We start from the raw sequence: 22,042 nt of genomic DNA, 5'->3' as shown, positions 1-22,042 counted from the left end.
GATCTGTTCCAGGCAATGTCGGTGTACGTGAAGGTGGTGGAAACCGGCAGCATGACCGCCGCCGCGCAGGAATGCGGGATGTCGACCACCATGGTCGGCAATCACCTGCGCGCCCTGGAGCAACGCCTGGGTGTCAGCCTGCTCAAGCGCACCACCCGCAAGCAGAGCCTCACGGAATTCGGCGGCGAGTATTACCAGCGCTGCCTTGAGGTACTCGGGCTGGTGGCCGACTCCGAGCTGCTCGCGGAGCAGGTCCACAGCGAAACCCCCAAAGGCATGCTGCGCATCACCGTGCCGCCGGTCTTCGGCAGCGAACGCCTGGTGCCGGCCCTGAGCGAATTTTCCCAGCGCTACCCGCAGATCGACCTGTACGTGGTACTCAGCAATGAACGGATGGACTTGGTCGACAGCGGCTTTGACGTGGCGATCCGTCTTGGCGATCTGGAACCCTCCAGCCTGATCGCCCGGCCGTTGCAGGCCTATACCCTGACCCTCTGCGCGTCACCGGCGTACTTGGCGCGACGCGGCACGCCGTCGACGCCCGATGACTTGCGACACCACGACTGCCTGGCATTTGCCTATCCGGCGAACGACAACTGGCGCGACACCGACAAACTCTGGCGCATGACCGACCAGTACGGCGAGGTCGAGGTTCCGGTCTCCGGCTCATTGACCATCAACAGCTCGCAAGGCTTGCGCCAGGCGGCCGTCAACGGCATGGGCATCAGCATGCTGGCCGATGCCCTGGTGCAGCAGGACCTGGAGAGCGGCAAGCTGGTGGCCTTGCTGACCACCTATCAACTGCCCAGCCGGCCCATGCACCTGCTTTACCGTCAGGACCGCTATCGCCTGCCGAAGCTGCGGGCATTTGTGGATTTTGTGATGGAGAAATGGGCGCTCCAAAAACCGTTTCACGGCCAATAAAAAACGGCCCCGAAAGGCCGTTTTTATTTAACCGAGTCGCTTAAGCCTGAACCAGGCCCTTGATCTTCACGGTCGGGTTCACGTCAGCGTCATAGTCCACGCCGTCGACTTCAAAGCCGAACAAGCGCAGGAACTCAGCCTTGTAGCCGGCGAAATCGCTGATCTCATTGACGTTGTCGTCGGTGACCTGGTTCCACAGGGCCGCCACGGCGTCCTGGACCTTCGGCTCCAACTCGGCCAGGTCGGCGCGCAGGCGGCCGTCGGCGTCGAGCTTCGGCTCTTTGCCATACAGGCTGTCCTTGAACAGGCCGTAGACCTGCTCGATGCAGCCTTCGTGAGTGCCCTGCTCTTTCATCACTTTGAACAGCAGCGACAGGTACAGCGGCATGATCGGGATCGCCGAGCTGGCCTGGGTGACCACCGCCTTGAGCACCGACACACGGGCGTCGCCCTTCAGCGCAGCGAGGTTGTCGCGCAGGGTCAGGACTTTCTTGTCGAGGTCTTTCTTGGCTTCGCCGATGGAGCCGTTCCAGTAGATATCCTGGGTCAGCTTCTCGCCGAGGTAAGTGAACGCGGTGGTCTTGGCGCCTTCGGCCAACACATCGGCGTCACGCAGGGCGTCGATCCACAGCTGCCAGTCTTCGCCACCCATGACCTTCACGGTACCGTCGATTTCTTCCTGGGTCGCAGGCTCAAGGGTGGTGTCGACCACAACGCCCTTGTCGGTATTGATACCGCGCAGGGTCACGGCCTTGCCGATCGGCTTGAGGGTCGAGGTGTGCACCACGCCTTGCGGGTCGGTGCGGCGTGGCGCGGCCAGGCTGTAGACGACCAGGTCGATCTTGCCCAGGTCTTTCTTGATGGTTTCGATGGTCAGGCGCTTGATCTCGTCGGAGAACGCGTCGCCATTGATGCTTTTGGCGTACAGGCCCTTTTCGACGGCAAACTTCTCGAACGCAGCGCTGTTGTACCAGCCGGCGGAGCTGAGCTTGCCTTCTTCGCCTTCTTTCTCAAAAAACACGCCCAGGGTGTCGGCGCCGCAGCCAAACGCAGCACTGATGCGCGCGGCCAGGCCGTAGCCGGTGGAGGCGCCGAGTACCAGCACCTTCTTCGGGCCGCCTTCGATGACGCCGTTTTTGGAGACGTAGTCGATCTGCTCCTTGACGTTCGCTTCACAGCCAACAGGGTGAGCGGTCACACAGATAAAGCCACGAACCCGCGGTTTGATGATCATAAAAATTTCTGCCTCTTCCAAGGTGCCGAAGGCCAATGGTGGCCATTCAACTTAATCGTACCGGTCTATGACGCCTGAAAAACCGAAGCGTCACGATAGACGTAAATCTTCCATTTACAAAATCCAATCCCACACAACGTGCACGGGGTTCAAAACCCTATAATACCGTCACAACTTCGGCACGCGGCCGCCCCCCACTGTCCACGGCGCTCAACGCTGTGATCGCGGGGGGGTGGCCGGGATGGTCTTTACCCTGCGTCGGGTTTTCTACAAAAACTGGAAGCTGATTCAGTGACTTCTGCGGCATGATGGTGCTGGACGGTGTTTGCACTCGGCCTCTCGCCTGAGGTAAATAACTGTCTCGTGCGCCTTATTGTGCGCCCACCATTCTCAAGCCATTGCGTTTCAAAGGAGCGCAGTGGCTGTGCTTTCAAGGAATCAGAATGCCCCAACGTCAAGTCATCAATGCCTCCGTCAGCCCCAAGGGCAGCCTCGAAACCCTGTCCCAACGTGAAGTCCAGCAACTGAGTGAAGCCGGTTCCGGCAGTATCTACACCCTGTTCCGCCAGTGCGCCCTGGCGATCCTCAACACCGGCGCGCACATCGACAACGCCAAGACCATCCTCGACGCCTACAAAGACTTTGAAGTGCGCATCCACCAACAGGATCGCGGCGTGCGCCTGGAGTTGCTGAATGCGCCGGCCGACGCGTTCGTGGACGGCGAAATGATCGCCAGCACCCGCGAAATGCTGTTCAGTGCCTTGCGCGACATCGTCTACACCGAGAACGAGCTGGACAGCCAGCGCATCGACCTGAGCAACTCCCAGGGCATCACCGACTACGTGTTCCACCTGCTGCGCAACGCGCGCACGTTGCGCCCGGGCGTGGAGCCGAAAATCGTGGTGTGCTGGGGCGGCCACTCGATCAATACCGAAGAATACAAATACACCAAGAAAGTCGGCCACGAACTGGGCCTGCGCAGCCTCGACGTGTGCACCGGTTGCGGCCCTGGCGTGATGAAAGGTCCGATGAAAGGCGCAACCATTTCCCACGCCAAACAACGGATTACCGGCGGCCGCTACCTGGGCCTGACCGAGCCGGGCATCATCGCTGCCGAAGCGCCGAACCCGATCGTCAACGAGCTGGTGATCCTGCCGGACATCGAAAAACGCCTGGAAGCCTTCGTGCGCGTCGGCCACGGCATCATCATCTTCCCGGGCGGCGCCGGCACGGCGGAAGAGTTCCTGTACCTGCTGGGCATCCTGATGCACCCGGACAACCGCGACCTGCCGTTCCCGGTCATCCTCACCGGGCCGAAACACGCAGCGCCGTACCTGCAACAGCTGCATGCGTTCGTCGGCGCGACCCTGGGCGAAGCGGCCCAGGCGCACTACCAGATCATCATCGACGACCCAGCCGAAGTGGCGCGCCAGATGACCGCAGGGCTCAAGGCGGTGAAGCAGTTCCGGCGTGAGCGCAACGACGCGTTCCACTTCAACTGGCTGCTGAAGATCGACGAAGGCTTCCAGCGCCCGTTCGACCCGACCCACGAAAACATGGCCAGCCTGCAACTGAGCCACGCACTGCCGCCCCACGAACTCGCCGCCAACCTGCGCCGCGCGTTCTCCGGGATCGTGGCCGGCAACGTCAAGGACAAGGGCATCCGCCTGATCGAGCAGCACGGCCCGTACGAAATCCACGGCGACCCGGCCATCATGAAACCACTGGACGAACTGCTGCAGGCATTTGTCGCACAGCACCGTATGAAGTTGCCCGGCGGCGCGGCGTATGTGCCGTGTTACAGAGTGGTTCAATAACTAACGTTGCACCGCCACACATTTGATTTCCACCAGCAGACCGGGGTGTGCCAGTTCGGACACTCCGATCGTGGTCCAGGCGCAACGCCCACGTGGAAACAGGCGGTTTTTCACCTCGCGAAAAACCGCCATGTGCTGGCTCATGTTGACGTGGTAAGTGGTCATGTCTACCACGTCCTCAAAGCTGCAACCGCCTTCTTCCAGTACCTGCCGCAGGTTGTCCCAGGCTGCGATGAATTGCGCCTCGGGGTCTTCGATCACGGCCAACGCCGCCGTACGGCCAACCTGCCCGGCGCAATACAGGGTGGTGCCGACTATGACGGCGGGCACGTAGCCCGCGCGCTCGACGATGGGCTGCATGGCGGCAGGAATGATCAGCTGGCGATCGGTCATATGCAGTATCTCTTTAGGGCCGTGTCCAGACGTGACGGTCGGAAGAATCGGGCTATCGTTTTACCTGTTCCTTCCAATCCACACCAGATGAGCGACCTATGGACCAACGGATCTTGTCCTCCAACATTCCTTACCCTAAGGTAAGGAACATCATGATGGAGATAGTCGATATGGCAACCGCCACACTCACCTCAAAAGGGCAAATCACCATTCCCATCCAGGTCAGGACTGCACTGGGCCTGGAAACCGGAGACCGGGTAGAGTTTGTCGAAATGGAAGACGGCCAGTTTTCCATGATCGCCGCGAGCAAAACCGTGCACGACCTCAAGGGTTTGATCCGCAAGCCTGCGAAGGCCGTTTCCATCGAAGACATGAACGATGCCATTGCAGCCCAGGGAGCGAAGGCTGGATGATCGGGCTGGATACCAATGTGCTGGTGCGCTACGTCACCCAGGATGATCCCGTGCAATCCCCCAAGGCCAACGAGCTGATCGAATCGCTCACCGCGTTTGCGCCAGGGTTTGTCAGCCTGGTGTCCGTGGTGGAATTGGTGTGGGTTTTACAAAGCTGCTACCAGTCGGCCAAAAGCGACCTGGTGAGCGTACTGGAAACGCTGCTGCGTACCCGTGAATTGACCGTCGAGCATGCTGAGATTGTCTGGCAGGCACTGCGACGATTCTCGGCCAACAAAGCCGACTTCGCCGACTGTTTGATCGAGCGCTGCGCCCACGCCGCCGGGTGCGAGTACACCGCCACCTTCGACCTCAATGCCGTCAAGGCCAGCGGTATGAAACGGTTGGCGTGATCCGCCGCGTTGCAGCAATGGGCAGGCTTTGGTAAAACCGCATCTACCCTTGATCGAGAGAAAGACCCACGTGCGCACGCTTCTTCTCGCCGCTTTGGCCATCGCGCCAACCCTTGCCCTGGCCGACGCCATCGCCTGGCCCGACCTGCCGCAAACCTGCTACGTGAGCGGTCGCCCCGCCACCAGTACGGATGTCGATACCGGCTGCGCGGCGTTTCTAATCAATGTAAAGGGCCAGCCGGCGGGCACGCCAATCAAGCTGGATATTCCCCAATACGCGATGCACGTGGACGAAGCCAGCGGCAAAGAGACGCCGGTGATCATCATCCAGGCCGAAGAAAACGGCGAGATCAAGGCCGTGGGCTACCGGGAGCTGGGCACCGATCAACTGGGTGCCGCGCTGCTACGCGAGGTCAAGCTGCTGGGCACCCAAAAGCCGATCTAGCCAGGGCTCAACGTACCCAGCCACCGCCCTGCCAATGGTAGCCGTCGCTGCGCTGCACCCAGTGCGGATGCACGTAACGATAACCCTCGCGTACCGGTTCCCAATGGCCGTGTACAGCGACGTAACGCCCGCCCTCCCAGCGCCAGTAACCCCGCGACCATAGGTAGCCATAGCGCACAGGCGGCTCGACTTCGATCACCTGCACCGGCGGCGGTTGCGGTGCAACCACTTCCACATATTCACGTTGCACCGGCCTGCGTTCATGCACCACGCGCTCTTGCACACACCCGGATGCCGCGACGACCATGGCCGCCAATGCTGCATAACGTAACAACATACAAAACCCTCGGGCGCTGACGCCCACTGCCTGTTGCGCTAAAAATCCCCCTTTGTCGCAGCCGCACTCCTGCGTGGCCTGCCTACTTTTTAACAGGTGGAATCTGTCAGCTTGCTGAACCCGCAGGCCTCAAGAGGCACACGCGACAGTCGGTCGTTTCAGGCGCACCAGCAGCAGCCCCGCGACGACCACGGCGATACCAGCGTAGGTGGATGCGTGGATCGCATCGCCAAACATCAGCGCTGCCCAGACCAACGTGACCGGCGGTTCCAGGTACACCAGCGCGGCAACGTGGGTCGCCGTCATGATCCGCAACAACATCCACAGGCTCAGGTAGGCGATGAACGTAGAGAACACCGTCAGCCATACAATCGAGATCAACACGTCGGGGTCATGGGGAATGCTCAGCGTGTCGGTGTAGAGCACCGTTGCGGTAAACCCGATCAAGGTCAGTATCGACTGGATAAACAGCGGCAAGACCAGGCCCACATCCTGATGTTTTGCGCTGCGCCGTTCATACAAGGTGGCCAGCGTCAGCCCCAATGCCGCCGCCAGCGGCAGCAGGTACATCACCAGGCCAACACCCTGCCCGCCGCTGCCGTACTGCCCGGCGATCACGATCGACACCCCGACAAAGCTGATGGTCAGCCCTGCCCACTGCCAACCACCACTGCGTTCGGCCGCACTGCCCGTTGAAAGCGCAGCTGTCATCAACGGCTGCAGCGCCGCGATGATGGCGGCGATTCCGGGCGGCAAGCCATTCTGGATCGCAACGTAAAGGCAGCTCAGGTAGAGGAACTGCGATAGAAACCCGATCACCGCGTAGTGGCGAATCTGTGCCCATGAAATCTTCAACAGCCTGACGTTCAAAAACAGCCCCAGGCAGACCGAGACCAGCAGGAAACGCCAGAACAACAGGTTGAACGCACCACCGCCTTGCGTGCCGAGCTTGGCGCCGATGTAGCCTGAGCTCCACGACAGTACAAACGCGGTTTGCAGCAATAACCGTCCCAAGGTCGATCGCGTCACGGAGCCTCCAGTCGGTGTGATTTGACTGAAAGGCTAAAGGCCGCGCATGCTTGTGTATATTTGAATTACCTGCACCACTAATTCCAACAAGTGGAATCATGACTAAACAGCTGAATATCGACCTGTTGCGTACGTTCCACGCCGTGGCGCGTTTTCGCCGCTTCAACGAAGCGGCCGAGCACGTGCACCGCAGCGCGTCCACCGTGACCACGCAAATCCAGAAGCTCGAGGACCAGGTCGGCCAACGCCTGTTCAGCCGCAGCAACCAGGGCGTGGAGCTGACGTTGTATGGCAAGAAACTGCTGGGCGAAACCACCGAATTTCTCAAGAGCCACGACCGCCTGCTGATCTCGCTGATGCCCCAGCGCATGCAAGGCAAGATCCGCCTGGGCGTTCCCGACACCTATGCGCCTGCCTTCATCGAGGCATTTCTGCCCCAGTTGATTGCCGAAAACCCGCTGCTGGAGCTGGAAGTCGAAGCGCGCACCAGCGGTGAGTTGCTGAACTTATTCATGGCGAACCGGCTGGACCTGACCCTGACCGTCAGCGCCCACCCTCTGGCGCAAGGCGAACGGCTAGGGCCGGTTCAGCCGCTGTGGGTGGCCGCCGAGCACTTCAGCTGTGCGCCGAATGCGCCGCTGCCGATTACCGTGCCTGTCTCCGGCTGCCCGTATCGCGCAGCCGCGTTGCAAGTCTTGAAGGATCACGGGATTTACCACCGGGTGCTGCTGGAAAGCCCCAACTCATCCGCCGTCGAAAGTTGTATCCGCAGCGGCGTGGCGGTCGGCCTGATCGAGGAAAGCCGCATGGGTCAGGGGCTGACGCAGGTGATCGCAGGCTTCGAATTGCCGCCGCTGCCGGTTCACCATCTGTACCTGTTGTGCGATACCAGCAATGCGTTGGCCTTGCACCTGTACGAGCAGGTTAAACACGGCTTCCCTATTTGATCTGTTACGCCGGGCCGAAACGCCCCAGCACCGCCTCGACAAACCGCCGCAGCTTGGCGGTGCGCTGGCGATTGGCCGTGTAGACGAGGTGCATCTGCCGACTCGGCGCCTCGAACCCGGGCAGCACCCGCACCAGCTCTCCCTTATCCAGCGCCGAGCGTAGAAAGTCTTCCGGGCCAAGGACAATGCCAAAACCATCCAGCGCGGCCGACATCAACGCGCGGCTCTCGTTGATCTGCAACCGGCTGGCCACCTGGACCTTATGCGCGAGCGCAGCGTCGAAAAACACCCATTCGCGGTCCGCCGGCCGCGACCAGAACGCATAGCCCAGGCATTCGTGATGCTCAAGGTCAGCCGGCGTCTGCGGTGTACCGCGTGCCGCCAGGTAGGCCGGCGCAGCGCAGACCACCAGGCGATAAGGCGCGAGCGGCCGGGCGGTGAGTCCGGTCGTCGCCAGCGGGCCGATGCGGAAGGCGACCTCATAGCCCTCCTCGACCAAATCCACGAAACGATCGGTGAGGTGCAAGTCGATCTCCACATCCGGGTTATCACGCAAAAATCCGGTAATCAACGGCATCAGGCTGTACGAGCCGAAGGTCACCGGGGCGGTGATTTTCAGCGTGCCACGCGGGGTGTCGTTCATGATCTGTGCGAGGGAATCGGCGGCCTCGGCTTCCGTCAGGATGTGCTTGCAACGCTCGTAGTACGCGTTACCCAACTCGGTCAGGCTTTGCCGGCGCGTGGTGCGGTTGAGCAAGCGCGCACCCAGGCGCTGCTCCAACGCGGTGACATGCTTGGCGACCATCTGCGGCGACATATTCAAGCGCTCGGCGGCGCGGGCATAAGACCCCAGTTCAGCGGCCATCACGAAGGCGCTCATGCTCGATAGGCGGTCCATCATTCACCACTCCCAGTAACAACACCCATGCCTGAAAGCCCATTTATCGCTGATTGGTTGCCAATCATCATAGCCGTTCCCCCCTTTCCAAAGGAGCAAGGCCATGAAGATTGGTGTGATAGGCGCAGGCTTTATCGGACGCGCCGTGGCGCAACTGGCGCTGGCGGCCGGGCACGAAGTGATGTTGAGCAACTCCCGAGGCCCGCAGACAATGAGCAGCGTGGTCAGCGGCATTCTCGGCGTGCAAGTGGGCAGCGCAGACGATGCAGCCCGCTTCGGCGACGCAGTGCTGGTGGCCATCCCCCTGGAACATTACCGCAGCGTGCCCGCGCAGTGGCTGGAGGGCAAGACGGTGATGGACGCCAACAATTACTACCCCGAGCGCGACGGCCACATCCCGGTACTCGACCACTTTGAAACCACCACCAGCCGGTTGCTCGCCGAGCATTTGCCGCAGGCGCATGTGGTGAAAGTGTTCAATGCGATCTTCGCCCCCGACCTGACCCAGGACGCCCGCCCCCAAGGCGCAGTGGATCGTCGGGCACTGCCGGTTGCGGCGGACGACGCCACGGCCAGGGCGCAGGTGATCACGCTGCTCGACGAGTTGGGTTTCGACGCGGTGGACGCAGGCGGGCTGGATGACAGCTGGCGGTTTGAGCGCGGCAAGCCGGCCTATTGCGTCGCGCTGGACCAGGCCGGCCTGAAGGCTGCGCTGGCCGCCGCCGAACGCACGGTTGAGCTGCCTCCCGTCTCGCGAAACCATCGGCGAACCTAACCGCGCCGCCACAAAAAAGCCCGCTGACCGTTACCGGTTCAGCGGGCTTTTTATTGGGCGTTGCTTACAGCGCCAGATCAGACGCTGGCTTGCTTGGCTGTGCCGCAGGCTTGGCAGCCTCGGTCGCCTTTGGAGCGGCCATCTGCGGAATCGCAGGCGGTGGGGTCAGTTGCAGGATGCCGGCGGTGTAGGCCCATTCCTTGGCAACAGCCTCAGGGCTGTCGTTCAGCTTGGTGCCGTAGCTCGGTACGATCTGGTGCAGCTTGGACTGCCACTCAGGGGTCGCTACCTTGTCCTTGAAGACTTTCTGCAGCACGGTCAGCATGATCGGAGCCGCGGTGGACGCGCCTGGCGATGCACCCAGCAGGCCGGCAATGGTGTTGTCGGCGGAGCTGACCACTTCGGTACCGAGTTTCAGGACGCCGCCCTGCTCTTCGTCACGCTTGATGATCTGCACGCGCTGACCGGCTTGCCACAGGCGCCAGTCGGATTGCTTGGCGTTCGGGAAATACTCTTGCAGTGCCTTGAAGCGGTCGTCATCCGACAGCATCAGTTGGCCGGCGAGGTACTCGACCAGTGGGTATTCACGAATACCGACTTTGGTCATTGGCCAGATGTTGTGGGTGGTGGTGCTGGTCAGCAGGTCCAGGTACGAGCCTTCTTTCAGGAACTTGGTCGAGAAGGTGGCGAATGGGCCAAACAGGATCACGCGCTTGCCATCCAGCACGCGGGTGTCCAGGTGCGGAACCGACATCGGTGGTGCGCCAACCGAGGCTTTACCGTAGGCCTTGGCCAGGTGCTGCTCGGCGATGGTTGGGTTATCGGTCACCAGGAACGAGCCGCCAACCGGGAAGCCAGCGTATTCCTTGGCTTCAGGAATGCCCGACTTCTGCAGCAGGTGCAGTGCACCGCCGCCGGCGCCGATGAACACGAACTTGGCGTCGGTTTCAGTCTTGGTGCCGTCTTTCAGGTTTTTGTAGCTCACCCGCCACGAACCGTCGGCGTTCTTGGTGATGTCCTGCACTTCGCTCGACAGCTTCAGGTCGAACTTAGGGGTGGTCTGCAGGTGAGCGACGAACTGGCGGGTGATCTCGCCGAAGTTCACGTCGGTGCCGATCGGGGTCCAAGTGGCCGCGATTTTCTGGTTCGGGTCACGCCCTTCCATCATCAGCGGAACCCACTTGGCGATCTGCGCCGGGTCTTCGGAGTACTGCATGCCGGCAAACAGCGGGCTCGCCTGCAGGGCTTCGTAGCGTTTTTTCAGGAACTTGATGTTGTCATCGCCCCACACGAAGCTCATGTGCGGTGTGGAGTTGATGAACGAACGCGGGTTCTTCAGCACGCCCTGCTGGACCTGCCAGGACCAGAACTGACGGGAGATCTGGAACGCTTCGTTGATTTCGACCGCTTTCGGGATCTCGACGTTGCCGTTCTTGTCTTCCGGGGTGTAATTCAGCTCAGCCAGGGCCGAGTGACCGGTACCGGCGTTGTTCCAGCCGTTGGAGCTTTCTTCGGCCACGCCATCGAGGCGCTCGACCATTTCCATCGACCAGTCCGGCTGCAGCTCATTGAGCCATACACCCAGGGTCGCACTCATGATGCCGCCGCCGATCAGCAGCACATCGACTTTCTTTGCCTCTTCCGCGTGAACGGACGTGATCCCCATCGACAAAGCCAGCCCCAGCAGGGCAGTGTTTACTTTTTTAAACATCAGTAGCACCTATGATAAAACGCCATCCGCCCCACTACCCCTGAGCATGGGCACCCTTGAACCACGCTGCGCCAGGCAACGCACCGCGAGGTGTGCACATTCACTTGAGGGCCGCAGGGTGGGCACACAAGGCCGACGTATCGACCTCACTTTTATGTCCCTTCTGCGCTGACTTTTTATCATTATTGGCTTCAGCTACCTGGGTGCCAGCGACCCGCGGGGACGTATACGGATGTACGTACCAGAGAGAGACTAGTCCAAGATGGCGCGCAGAATATCACGCCCTGCGGCGGATATGGACTCACCGGTCGCGCGGCCATCACTTCGCCAGTTTTTAAGATCTGTCTCATGTGCCCGCAAAACCCAGCATTGCACTATGGATTGGCTTACCTGACGGGTAGGCAGACAACCTTCCATCTCTTGAAAGAGGCACTGCAATGCTGAACAAACTGAGCCAACTCACCCTCGCCTGCGGCGCTTGCTGGTTGCTGGCCGGCACCGCACAGGCGGCGGACGGACAGATCGAATTCACCGGTTCGGTCACCGACAACGCCTGCACCATCACCACCGGCGACGTGAACAAGTCCGTGACCCTGGACGCAGTGCGCATCGCTGACTTCGCGCCGACCGTCGGTTCCACCGCCAAGGCGAAAAAATTCACCATCAGCCTGGACAACTGCAGCTTCGCGACCAAGAAAAACGTCGCGATCACCTTCAGCGGCCAGCAAGACGCCAACGACTCCACCCTGCTCGGCCTGACCGGCGAAAACCAGGTCAAGGGTATCGCGATCCAGATCGCCGACGCGCGGGACGGCAAAAAGCTGCCACTGAACACGCCAACCGCCGATTACGACCTGCGTGCCCAGTCCAACACCTTTGACTTCACCGCTGCTTACGTGCGCACCGTCGCCGACACCACCACCGGTGAAGGCGACGACGCGGTGACCACCTCCGGCATCGGTACCGGTCAGGTGCACGCGCTGGCCAGCTTCGACGTTACCTACAAGTAATTGCTCGTCAACACCGTGGGCCAGGCGTTTGCGCGCCGGCCCGCGGGCTTCCGGAGTTCCCTGTCATGCGTTTGAAAGTCTGTTTCCTGCTCGCCCTGCTGCCGCTCTGGCATAGCGCCGCCAACGCCGCCGTCACCGTCGGCGCCACGCGGCTGATCTACAACGGCGCTGCCAACGAAGCCAACCTGACCGTCAGCAACCGCGACGACACCTCGCCTTACCTCGTTCAGTCCTGGGTCAGCCGCTTCGGCAGCGGCAACGAGGAAAGCGTCGATAACTTTATCGTCACGCCGCCGCTGTTCCGCCTGGATGCCGACAAGGAAAACATCCTGCGCGTGATTTTTACCGGTGGCCCCGACGTGCCCCAGGACCGCGAAAGCCTGTTCCTGATGAACGTCAAGGCGATCCCGGCCATGAGCGACGATCAAAAAGGCAAGAACGTGCTGCAGATCGCGCTCAAGACCACCATCAAACTGTTCTACCGCCCGGCCGGCGTCAAAGGCTCGCTCAAGGACGCAGTGGCGCAAGTGAACTGGAAGGCCCAAGCGGGTGCATTGGCCTTCAATAACGCCTCCAAGCTGCACGTGGTGGTCAGCGAACTGAAGCTCAACGGCCTGCCGATCACCCAGGCGCCGGATGTGTTGCGCCCAGGTGAAGCGCGTGAGCTGCCGATCCAGGCCAAGGCTGGCGATGAAGTGTCGCTCAGCTACATCGACGACTACGGCAGCACCGTGGACGCACCGGTAATCCGCATCCACTAAGACCCCGCGCCAACCCGGCAACACCTTTGCAGGAACGCCCATGCCCCGTTCATTCCCATTCATGCGCTGCCGCGCCATGAAGGCTTTCGGCTGCCCGCTCGTGGTCGCCGCAGCCTTGCACCTGGCCCCCGCACACGCCGGCTACGAGTTCGATGCGTCGTTCCTCGAGATCGGCGGCGGGCAGAGTTCGGCAGCCGTGAAACAACAGGTCAGCGCCATGAGCGACGGCCAGTTGCCAGGGATCTATCGGGTGGATGTGGTGCTCAACGAGCGCTCGGTGGAGCAGCGTGATGTGCGCTTTATCCGCGCCATCGGCAGTCAGGAACGCTCCAGCACCGGCCTGTTCCCGTGCCTGGATGTCGAGTTTTTCCGCGCCCAGGGCGTGGCCGACACCGCCCTGCAAAACCGCAGCGACGCCGACCCCACCTGCATTGCGTTCGACCAGGGCCTGGCCGGCGTGAGCTATGACTACGACTTCAACCGCCAGATCCTGTCGATTGAAATCCCCCAGGCCTACCTGGGCAGCATCCCGTTTGAAGTGCGCCGTCGGCAATGGAGCAACGGCGAACAGGTGGCGTTCACCAACTACAGCTTTACCGGCAGCAGCGTGGAGTCCGACGCCGGCCGCCGCCAGGACCAGTTCGGCAGCCTGCGCAGCGGCATCAATGCCGGGGCCTGGCGCCTGCGCAATTTTTCCACCTGGCAAAAAGGCAGCACCACGCCCGGGCGCTGGGAGTCGCTGGAAACCTACGCCCAGCGCGACATGGGCAACATGATGGCGATCGCCACCCTGGGTGACTCCACCACCGAAGGCGACCTGTTCGACGCCATCCCCTATCGCGGGCTGGGCATCGCCTCGGACCTGGACATGCTGCCCGACCAGGCCCGCGAATTCGCCCCGGTGATTCGCGGCATTGCCAATGGCCGCTCGCGGGTGATCATCCGCCAGCGCGGTTATGTGATCCATGAACAATGGGTGCCGTCGGGGCCCTTCGCCTTGACCGACCTGTACCCCACCGCCAGCAACGGCGACATCGAAGTCACGGTGGAAGGCCCGGACGGCCAGCGCCAGGTCTACACCCAGTCGTTCTCGGCGGTGCCCTACATGCTGCGCGAAGGCCAGCAAAGTTACTCGGTGTTCGCCGGCCAGTACCGCCCGGCGCAATCGTCTTTTGCGCAGGACACGCCCACCTTTATCCAGGCCTCCCTGCGGCGTGGCTTGAGCGGCGGCACCACGCTGTTTGGCGGCAGCCTGATCAGCGATCAATACAACGCCGGCCTGCTGGGCTTTGCCCACGACTTCGCCGGCTTTGGCGCGATTTCGGTGGACGTGACCCACGCCCGCAGCGATGGCATGGGCCGAGAGAAAACCACTTCCAGCGGCCAGTCGTTTCGCTTTCGCTACTCCAAATCCCTGGCCGCGACCGACACCAATTTCAGCCTGATCGGCTACCGCTACTCCACCGGCGGCTACTACTCGTTCAACGAAGCGCTGAACAGCCGCAGCACCGAGCAAAGCCTGGACACGTACCGCAGCGGCCACATGAAAAGCAACTTCACCGCCAACGTGTCGCAGCAATTGGGCGGCTACGGCGGGGTGTACGCCAACGTGTCGAAAACCGCCTATTGGGACAAGAGCAAGGCCGACACCTCGATCCAGCTGGGTTACAGCGCCAGCGTCGGCGAGATTTCCTACTCCCTTGGGCTGGCCATGAGCAAAGGCGCCAACAGCGACGATCGCAGCCTGTCTTTGAGCATCAGCATGCCCCTGGGCGGCACGCGTAATCAGCGTGTCACGGCCAACCTGAACCAGAGCGCGCGCGGCTCGGCATCCCGCACCGCGACCCTGAGCGGCAACGCGTTCGAGGATGACACCCTGGCCTACAGCGCGGGCGTATCGCAGCAAGTCAACGGCGTACAACGCCAGACCGGCGGCACCTTCGCCGCGCAATACGACGCCCCCAACGCGATTGTGCGCGGCGCCTACAACGAGACCAGCGGCAGCCGCCAATTGGACATGGGCATCGAAGGCTCGGTGGTGGCGTATGACAGCAACCTGATGTTCAGCCAGCCATTGGGCGAAACCAATGTGATCGTCGCCACACCGGGCGCCGCCGACGTGGGCATCAGCAACAAGCGCGGCGTGCGCACTAACAGCAATGGCTACACCGTGGTGCCACAGGCCCTGCCCTATCGCAAAAACCGCGTGTCGCTGGACACCCAATCGATGCCGGCTGACGTCGACATCGCCGAGCCGGTGCAGGACGTCACGCCAAACCGCGGCGCGTTTGTACTGGCCGACTTCGACACCCGGCGCGGCCAACGCATCCTGTTTCGCATCAGCGACACGCAGGGCGAAGCCGCGCCCTTTGCCGCCCGCGCCGAACTGTTCGCCCCGGACGGCCGCGCCCTCGGCAACACCCTGGTGGCCGACAAGGGCCGCGCGTTCCTGACCGGTGTGCCGCCCAAGGCGCGGTTGTTGATCAGCGTGGACGGCCAGGCGTGGTGCAGCCGCGAATTGAAACTGCAAGACGACGGTCCTGCCGAGGGTGGGATTACTCAACTGAACATTCAATGTGAGCGCGCGGCCGGTGGGTCGGGTGCCAAGGATTCCTGAGCATGAACATCATCAATGAAATACGCGTACGGCTGAGCCTTGCGCTGCTGTGCGGCGTGTTGGCCTGCATTTCCCAGCCAGCGCAGGCGTTGGTCGAAGGCAATCTCAACTGCACACAGCAAAACATCCCCCCCGACGGCTACACGTTTGAGCCGGGCCAGGCGATCAGGGTCACCTATCAGGGAGTTTGCACGGTTCGCCGGGCATTTCCCTATTCCGCCGGCTTGAATACGCAAATCAACTACATGAGCGGCTCGGATCAAGCTACGTTGAAATTGCTCGACCCGTACCACAACACCTACTTTTCCGATCTGCCACTCGGCATCTACAGTGGCAATTGCCTCGGCGGCACCTGCCAGCGCCTGCCCGTAAATACCGTGGTGCCCTACCACTTCATCCTCGTGGGCAACGCACCCCGCACCCCTGGCGTACGCTATGTAGCAGTGCTGTTGGGCGTGACTTCGCAGAACTACCTGGCGTATGGCGAGTGGTTCGTGCAAACGCTGTTTCAATACACCGTCGTGCCGCCGGCGTGCAGCCTGAGTTCACCCGGCAGCGTCAACCTGCGCTTTGGCTCTATCAGCAACAGCGACCTCAATAACCAGATGCAGTCGACCACCGTGTCGATCAACTGCAAGTCCGCGATGCGCGCCAACGTCTACCTGCTTCCAAACCAGGCGGTAGTCAGCCCTACTACCGGTGTGACACGCACCTCGCTGGCAGGTTTGAACATGCAGGCGCTGTGGACCGACACCCTGAACCCGGTGAACTTCACTAGTCCGCGCTATATGCAGTTACGCGTGGGCAGCAATGACGTAAACCTAAGCTTCAAGCCACAACTGGCAGCCGGGCAATCGCCGACGGGGGCGTTTCAGAGCCAGTACACGCTGAACATCGACTATCAATGAGGGCCTTGCCATGAAAACTCCACTGCTCGCCCTGGTGCTGCTCGGCACCACCGCTCACGCTGCCGACGTGGTGAATATCACCGTCAGCGGCACCCTCACCCGCCCACCGTGCGTGCTGAGTACCGGCACCACCCTGACCGCCGCATTTGGCGACGTGCGTACTGACCAGGTGGCGAGCACCGGCACTGTGCAAGTGCCGGTGCGCTTGAAGTGCTCGTCAGGTTCTTCGCTGAACGTCAGCTTCACGTCCAATAACGGCACCTACACCTCCACCGTGGCCAAGACCACGGCGGATAACCTCGGCGTGTCGTTGCTGTGGGCGGACAACACGGCGGCAGACCTCAACGGCACCGTCAAGAAATACACCAACCTTAGCGGCGACGTGGATATCAGCCTCAAGGCGCAACTGGTCGAACGCGGCACGCTGGCGCCCGGCGCGTTCACCTCGTCGATGGTCATGACCCTCAATTACCTATGAAAGCGCTCGCCTGGATGCTGCTGGCCGTGGCCGGCTCCGCCCTTGCGCAAGCGGCGGATGAAGCGCAAATCGACGTCAGCGGCAAGCTGATCGCGCCGCCCTGCACGGCGCGCTTTGCGAGTACGCAACAGGTGGACCTGGGCAAGGTCAACCTCAACCAGTTGGTCGACGACAGCGCTGTCGCCACTGACGTGCCGCTGGTTTTTGATTGCAAGGGCGACACCCAAGTCAGCCTCATGCTCTCGGCGGGGTTGGGCAGCGCGGATAACCAGACCCTGCTCACCAGCCGCACCGGCCTGGGGTTACAGGTGGGACTGTGGCATAAAAACGCCAAGGCCGATGTAAACCTGGGTGAAACCGGCACCTGGCCAGTAGCAGACGAACCGCTGGCGCTGACCCTGCGCGTCAAGCCGGTGTCCCTGGGCGAGCTGCCCGACGCGGGCAGCTACACCGCCACCCTGTTGATGCAGATGACCTACCGCTAACGCCCTACTGAAACTGCCGGGCCTCGATGCAATAGGTCAGCAGCGCCTGGTCACTGTCCACATCCAGCTTGCGCATGGCCGAGACCTTCTGCGCACTGACGGTCTTGTTGCTGCGGCTCAACTGCCGCGCAATGTCGCTGACGCTCATGCCCGTCACAAATAACCGCAGCACTTCCATCTCCCGCGGCGACAGGCTCTGGAAGCGCTCCTGCACCTGGGTAGCGTTGGCCACCACCGAGGTCGCGGCGGGCTCCGGCGCGCGGTAACTGCGCTGGGCACTGATGGCGCCGAGGGCTTTTTCGATCTCGCCGTGCAGGTGGTTTTTCTGGATCACGCCCGCCACGCCCAGCTCCTGCAAGCGGGTGAGGATCAGGCTGTTGGAAATCATGGTCAGCACCAGCACCTGGGTCTCGGGGAAGTGGCGCAGGATGTACTCGATCAGCTTCAGGCCATCGCCGTAGGTGTCGTCGCCGGGCATGTTGAAATCGGTAATCAACACTTGCGGGCGATGGCTGCGCAGTTGTTCGATCAATTGGCTGGAACTGACCGCCTCGCCCACCAGGGTATAGCGCGCATCGCGCTGCACGATCTCGCGCACGCCCACCAGCACGATCGGGTGGTCATCGGCGATGACGACGTTCATTTCTCGCATTATTTGTCTTCCTTGTGAGCGGTTGACTCTGCCACCAGGCACTGCGCCACCGCCGTCAGGCGTGCGCACAACACGCGGATCTGCGCAGTGGCGTGGCTGTCGAGGGGGCCGTCGTACAGTGTGTTTTCCCATTTCTGGCAGGCATTGGATAAAGCCCCGGCACGCACGCTGGCGAGCGCGCCGTTGAGGCTGTGCAGGCGCTGGCGAACCAGGGTCGAATCGCCGGCGACCAGGCCCTGTTCGATCTGCTGCACGTCAGCCAGCAAGGTGTCGCCCATCAGTTGGCGCATGGCCGGCGACAGCTCGATCCAGCCTTCGCGGTCGCGGTCCGGCGTCGGCACAGCCAGCGTCGTCGCGCGGCGACAGTGCGACATCAAGGCCTGGCGCAGCATGCTCATGCTCAGTGGCTTGACCACCCAGGCATTCATGCCCACCGCCAGGCAGCGCTCGCCCTCTTCACGCAGGGCGTTGGCGGTCACGCCGATGATCGGCACCTGCACGCCTTGCTCGCGCAGGGCGCGGGCCAGGTCGTAGCCGTTGAGGCGCGGCATGTTGATGTCGGTGATCACCAGGTCGAACGGCTGCGAACCCCAGATCTGCAACGCATGCTCGCCGTCCCGCGCCACGGTGGCCTGGGCGCCGAGGGCTTCGAGCTGTTCCTGCAACACGGCCTGGCTGACCGGGTTGTCTTCGGCCACCAGCACTCGCACGTTCAGGCACGGCGCATCCAGGCAAGGTTCTGCCAGCATCGGGCCGGCGACCGACTCGGCGCCGCTGAGGATCGGCAAGGTGATAAACAACGAGAAACTGCTGCCCAGGCCTGGCTCACTGACCACGCGCATGGTGCCGCCCATCAATTCGCTCAGGCGCGAACAGATCGACAAGCCCAGGCCCGCGCCATTACCGTCCTGGCCGCCGGCCACTTGATAGAAGGGTTTGAACAATTGGTCCAGGGCCTTCTCCGGTATGCCCACGCCGGTGTCGGTGACCTGCCACTGCAGCGCCACTTGGTCGTCGAGCAATTCCTGCACGGTAAGGCGCAAACGCACGCGCCCGGACTCGGTGAACTTGATCGCATTGCCCAGCAGGTTATGCAGGATCTGGCGGATGCGCCCTGCATCGCCGAGCAATTGCTGCGGCACTTGCGGGTCGATTTCCGCATCGATCTGCAAACCTTTGTTACGCGCGGTGGCGGTAAAGCCCAGCACCGATTCCTCGACCAATTGACGCGGGCCGAACGGCGCAGCTTCCACGGCCATTTGCCCGGACTCGATTTTCGACACGTCGAGTACGTTGCTGATCAGTTGGAACAGCACGGTGGACGAGCCCTGGATAATTTCCAGGTACTGGCGCTGGCGCTCGCTCATGTCGGTCAGGGCCATCAGCTCGAGGTTGCCCAGCACGCCGTACAGCGGCGTGCGGATCTCGTGGCTCATGGTCGCCAGGAACACGGTCTTGGCCTCATTGGCGGCAGTGGCCTCCTGGCGGGCCAGGTCCAGCTGCAAGGTTTCATCCACGTGCCGGGTGATGTCATTGCAGCCGCAGAGGAACACGTCCTCGCCCTCGTAACGCGCGGCCACCACCACGACTTGCAGGTAGCGGCCCTGCACGGCCAGGCACATCTCGCCGGGGGTGTCCGCGCCGTCGTTGGCCCTGAGGGCCTCGACCAGTTGCGCGGTGCCGCCCAGTTGCAGGGCGCGCTGGTTTTCCAGCAGCAACTGGCAGTCGCTGCGCCGCACCACGCACAGGCCTGCCGGGGCGTTGTGCAGCATGATGCGGTTGAACGCTTCACTCTCGAACAAACGCTCCTGAGCGCGCTGGGCCGGGCTGACAATACGGGTCTTGTACCAATGGTTGATCCACCAGCCCAACAACACGGCGGCGAGGAACGTCAGGCCCAGGCCCAGCAGCGGCCACTTGGCGTAGCGCAGGAAATCCTGATAGCTGATCGCATACAAGCCGGTCCAGTGCTCGCCACCTCCGCTGAGCATCTTGAAGCGCAAGCCCTGGCTGTTGAAGCTCAGGCCCAGGGGCGCCATCTGTTCATCGCCGAGGCTGCCGAGCAGCACATCGCCCTGGGGCGAGATCAGGGTGAACTGGTTGTACACCGACAATTGCAGCACCCGCTCGAACTCATCGACCTGCGAGGTATCCACCACCGCCGCCAAGGTGAGCATTCCCTGCGCTTGATTGGCCGGCAGGAGGGCGGCGGGCGCATCGAGGCCAATCATCGCCACCACGCTGCGGCTGTTCTTATACAGCTGCAACGGCGCACGCACCCAACGCACGCGGCTGTCAGTGAGCAGCAGGCTTTGGCTTTGCTGCAACTGGTGCAAGCGGCTCACCACGCCACGGTACTGCTCACGCAACAAGGGCTGGTGCTGGCGCAGGCCGCCAATGCCGGGCACGGCCAGGCTGGCCTCGTCATTGGGGGTAAACACGAACAGCTGCGGCGAGGCATAAAAAGAGCTGGCCCAATAACCGCCGTAGTAGTCGCTCAACTGCACGCCAAACGCCAGCGCTCGGCGCGTGTCATCCGCCGTAAATCCGGCCGCGTGGGACAAGGTGAACGGCAACGACAAGGCAAAACCCTTGGCCTGCAACACTACTTGCCCGGCGTCGCGCTGCAACTCCACCACTTCGGTGGATTGCACGGAAGGCAGCGGTGGCGCATGGTTGCGGTTGTAGCCGGTGGCCACATTGCGCAGGAACGCCTCGTGCTCATGGATGATTTCCACCACGCGGGCGAAGTGGAACGCGACCTTTTCCTGCTCGGCATCCAGCAACCGCGACACCGCCCAATAGCAACTGCTGGACAGCAACAAGGCCAGCCCGGTGAGCAGCAGCAGGGCTTTGTTCAGGCGCTGGGAGCTTTGCGCCAGTTTGTCCAGGCGCAGACTTGCATGTTTCATCGTCGGTACCGGGAAAGCCTGAATCAGGACGTGGGGCCTATGCAATGATCCCGGCATTGGCCAATAACGCCCGGCGTACCGGGCGACCCTTCCTTCGGGCTTCTTGACTGTGTGACCCCGGCAGCTCAGAGAAGTGCTGGCGCAGGGCCATCTTCGATCAGCAACGCACTGAATTTATCCGCCGTCACGCCTTGCGAGATCAGGAAGCCTTGCACCTGGTCGCAGCGAATACGCCGCAACACCGCCAACTCCGCCTGGGTCTCGGCGCCTTCGGCAATGGTGGTCAGCCCCAGTTTGCGGCCCAGCTCGACGATGCTCTGCAACGCCGAGGCCAGGCTCTCGTTCTCGGCGCAGCCATGCACCAGGGAACGGTCGATCTTCACTTCGTTGAACGGCGTGGAGACCAGGTTGAAGTAGGAGCTGAAACCTTTGCCGAAATCGTCCTGTGCCAGGCCAAAGCCCATCATGCGCAGGCGGCATGCTCCAGCGTAGTAGTTGCTGGGCAACTGTGTGGTGGAGCTTTCCATCAGCTCGAAGGTAATTTGTCGCGGCTCGGCATCGCCCTGCTGGACTTGGGCCAGCAGGCGGTCGACCAGGTCGCTTTGGTCGAGCAGATGGGTCGGCAGGTTGATCGACACCGGCAGCCGATAACCGAGCTGCGCCCACTGGGCCTGGGCGGTCAGGGTCTGGGCGAGGATGCAGCTCAGCAGCCGGGTTTCCAGGCCGAGGCGCTCGATCTCACCGAGGAACTCGCCTGGCAGCAACAGCCCTTCCACCGGGTGCACCCAGCGGGCCAGCGCTTCGGCGCCGACGATGCGCCCGTCGTGCAGGGATTTCTTGGGCTGGAACCAGGCCTGGATTTCGCCGTTGCCCAAGGCGCGCACCAGGCTTTCCCGCGCCAGGC

Annotated in this window: 22 protein-coding genes and 1 pseudogene; 14 read left to right on the top strand and 9 right to left on the bottom strand. The window is 62.2% G+C overall.

Going from position 1 to position 22,042, the window contains the following annotated elements; genetic code table 11:
• Positions 1–924, top strand: a 924-nt coding sequence (locus WBR57_RS11055; RefSeq protein ID WP_424083861.1) for a LysR family transcriptional regulator, incomplete at its 5' end; no start/stop codon positions are given.
• A gap of 40 nt (positions 925–964) precedes the next feature.
• Here WBR57_RS11055 and fabV read toward each other — a convergent pair.
• Positions 965–2,158 carry an enoyl-ACP reductase FabV gene (gene fabV, locus WBR57_RS11050; protein ID WP_424083860.1) on the bottom strand — a complete coding sequence of 398 codons (1,194 nt, stop codon included), beginning with the start codon at positions 2,156–2,158 and terminating at the stop codon, positions 965–967.
• 197 nt (positions 2,159–2,355) lie between these two features.
• On the opposite strand from fabV, the pseudogene WBR57_RS11045 reads away from it, so the two are divergent.
• Positions 2,356–2,453 (top strand): annotated as a pseudogene (locus WBR57_RS11045) (aspartyl/asparaginyl beta-hydroxylase domain-containing protein); the annotation flags it as partial.
• Positions 2,454–2,601: 148 nt separating this feature from the next.
• Positions 2,602–3,975 (top strand): nucleotide 5'-monophosphate nucleosidase PpnN, encoded by a 1,374-nt coding sequence (ppnN, locus tag WBR57_RS11040; protein ID WP_424083859.1) that lies wholly within the window; start codon positions 2,602–2,604, stop codon positions 3,973–3,975.
• Here the strand turns inward: ppnN and WBR57_RS11035 are convergent, their stop codons facing one another.
• Positions 3,976–4,368, bottom strand: a complete 393-nt coding sequence (locus tag WBR57_RS11035; protein WP_424083858.1) for a RidA family protein — start codon at positions 4,366–4,368, stop codon at positions 3,976–3,978.
• A 155-nt stretch (positions 4,369–4,523) separates the two neighbouring features.
• Here WBR57_RS11035 and WBR57_RS11030 point away from each other — a divergent pair, with 155 nt between their 5' ends.
• From WBR57_RS11030 to WBR57_RS11020, 3 genes are all read left to right on the top strand, one after another.
• Positions 4,524–4,781: an AbrB/MazE/SpoVT family DNA-binding domain-containing protein gene (locus tag WBR57_RS11030; RefSeq protein ID WP_424083862.1), complete on the top strand. Its 258-nt coding sequence runs from the start codon at positions 4,524–4,526 to the stop codon at positions 4,779–4,781.
• Positions 4,778–5,173: a PIN domain-containing protein gene (locus WBR57_RS11025; RefSeq protein ID WP_424083857.1), complete on the top strand. Its 396-nt coding sequence runs from the start codon at positions 4,778–4,780 to the stop codon at positions 5,171–5,173. Before WBR57_RS11030 ends, WBR57_RS11025 begins: the two co-directional genes overlap by 4 nt.
• A 70-nt stretch (positions 5,174–5,243) precedes the next feature.
• Positions 5,244–5,618 carry a hypothetical protein gene (locus WBR57_RS11020; RefSeq protein ID WP_424083856.1) on the top strand — a complete coding sequence of 125 codons (375 nt, stop codon included), beginning with the start codon at positions 5,244–5,246 and terminating at the stop codon, positions 5,616–5,618.
• A gap of 7 nt (positions 5,619–5,625) precedes the next feature.
• On the opposite strand, the gene WBR57_RS11015 is transcribed toward WBR57_RS11020, so the two are convergent.
• Positions 5,626–5,955, bottom strand: coding sequence for a YXWGXW repeat-containing protein (locus tag WBR57_RS11015; protein WP_424083855.1), 330 nt, complete (start codon positions 5,953–5,955; stop codon positions 5,626–5,628).
• Between the two features lie 129 nt (positions 5,956–6,084).
• The gene (locus tag WBR57_RS11010) at positions 6,085–6,984 is read right to left on the bottom strand and encodes a DMT family transporter (RefSeq protein WP_424083854.1); all 900 of its coding nucleotides are present in this window, start codon (positions 6,982–6,984) and stop codon (positions 6,085–6,087) included.
• Between the two features lie 98 nt (positions 6,985–7,082).
• Here WBR57_RS11010 and WBR57_RS11005 point away from each other — a divergent pair, with 98 nt between their 5' ends.
• On the top strand, positions 7,083–7,931 hold the full coding sequence (locus WBR57_RS11005; RefSeq protein WP_424083853.1) for a LysR family transcriptional regulator: 849 nt from the start codon (positions 7,083–7,085) through the stop codon (positions 7,929–7,931).
• A gap of 4 nt (positions 7,932–7,935) precedes the next feature.
• Here WBR57_RS11005 and WBR57_RS11000 read toward each other — a convergent pair whose 3' ends face one another.
• A complete protein-coding gene (locus WBR57_RS11000; RefSeq protein ID WP_424083852.1) occupies positions 7,936–8,832 on the bottom strand; it encodes a LysR family transcriptional regulator in 897 nt (298 codons plus the stop codon).
• A gap of 100 nt (positions 8,833–8,932) precedes the next feature.
• Between WBR57_RS11000 and WBR57_RS10995 the strand changes: the two genes are divergently transcribed.
• Complete coding sequence (locus tag WBR57_RS10995) at positions 8,933–9,604, top strand: NADPH-dependent F420 reductase (protein ID WP_424083851.1); 672 nt, start codon at positions 8,933–8,935, stop codon at positions 9,602–9,604.
• A gap of 64 nt (positions 9,605–9,668) precedes the next feature.
• On the opposite strand, the gene mqo is transcribed toward WBR57_RS10995, so the two are convergent.
• On the bottom strand, positions 9,669–11,315 hold the full coding sequence (gene mqo, locus WBR57_RS10990; RefSeq protein ID WP_424083850.1) for a malate dehydrogenase (quinone): 1,647 nt from the start codon (positions 11,313–11,315) through the stop codon (positions 9,669–9,671).
• Positions 11,316–11,752: 437 nt separating this feature from the next.
• On the opposite strand from mqo, the gene WBR57_RS10985 reads away from it, so the two are divergent.
• The 6 genes from WBR57_RS10985 (at position 11,753) to WBR57_RS10960 (ending at position 17,574) form a co-directional block, all read left to right on the top strand.
• Positions 11,753–12,325 carry a fimbrial protein gene (locus WBR57_RS10985; RefSeq protein WP_424083849.1) on the top strand — a complete coding sequence of 191 codons (573 nt, stop codon included), beginning with the start codon at positions 11,753–11,755 and terminating at the stop codon, positions 12,323–12,325.
• A 65-nt stretch (positions 12,326–12,390) separates the two neighbouring features.
• Positions 12,391–13,086, top strand: a complete 696-nt coding sequence (locus tag WBR57_RS10980) for a fimbrial biogenesis chaperone (protein WP_424083848.1) — start codon at positions 12,391–12,393, stop codon at positions 13,084–13,086.
• Positions 13,087–13,126: 40 nt separating this feature from the next.
• Positions 13,127–15,703 (top strand): fimbria/pilus outer membrane usher protein, encoded by a 2,577-nt coding sequence (locus WBR57_RS10975; RefSeq protein WP_424083847.1) that lies wholly within the window; start codon positions 13,127–13,129, stop codon positions 15,701–15,703.
• A 2-nt stretch (positions 15,704–15,705) separates the two neighbouring features.
• Positions 15,706–16,611, top strand: a complete 906-nt coding sequence (locus WBR57_RS10970; RefSeq protein ID WP_424083846.1) for a fimbrial protein — start codon at positions 15,706–15,708, stop codon at positions 16,609–16,611.
• Between the two features lie 10 nt (positions 16,612–16,621).
• Positions 16,622–17,089 (top strand): fimbrial protein, encoded by a 468-nt coding sequence (locus tag WBR57_RS10965; RefSeq protein WP_424083845.1) that lies wholly within the window; start codon positions 16,622–16,624, stop codon positions 17,087–17,089.
• On the top strand, positions 17,086–17,574 hold the full coding sequence (locus tag WBR57_RS10960; protein ID WP_424083844.1) for a fimbrial protein: 489 nt from the start codon (positions 17,086–17,088) through the stop codon (positions 17,572–17,574). The genes WBR57_RS10965 and WBR57_RS10960 overlap by 4 nt, the downstream gene beginning before the upstream one ends.
• Before the next feature lie 4 nt (positions 17,575–17,578).
• Here WBR57_RS10960 and WBR57_RS10955 read toward each other — a convergent pair whose 3' ends face one another.
• From WBR57_RS10955 to WBR57_RS10945, 3 genes are all read right to left on the bottom strand, one after another.
• Entirely contained in the window at positions 17,579–18,226 is a 648-nt protein-coding gene (locus WBR57_RS10955; RefSeq protein WP_424083843.1) for a response regulator, read from the bottom strand.
• Positions 18,226–21,138 carry an ATP-binding protein gene (locus WBR57_RS10950; RefSeq protein ID WP_424083842.1) on the bottom strand — a complete coding sequence of 971 codons (2,913 nt, stop codon included), beginning with the start codon at positions 21,136–21,138 and terminating at the stop codon, positions 18,226–18,228. The genes WBR57_RS10955 and WBR57_RS10950 overlap by 1 nt, the downstream gene beginning before the upstream one ends.
• A 125-nt stretch (positions 21,139–21,263) precedes the next feature.
• On the bottom strand, positions 21,264–22,042 hold a 779-nt coding region (locus WBR57_RS10945), incomplete at its 5' end, for an EAL domain-containing protein (protein WP_424083841.1).

Origin of the sequence: Pseudomonas sp. (assembly GCF_049590575.1) — a bacterium.
Lineage (GTDB): Bacteria > Pseudomonadota > Gammaproteobacteria > Pseudomonadales > Pseudomonadaceae > Aquipseudomonas.
This window is presented reverse-complemented; position numbering and strand designations above follow the sequence as displayed.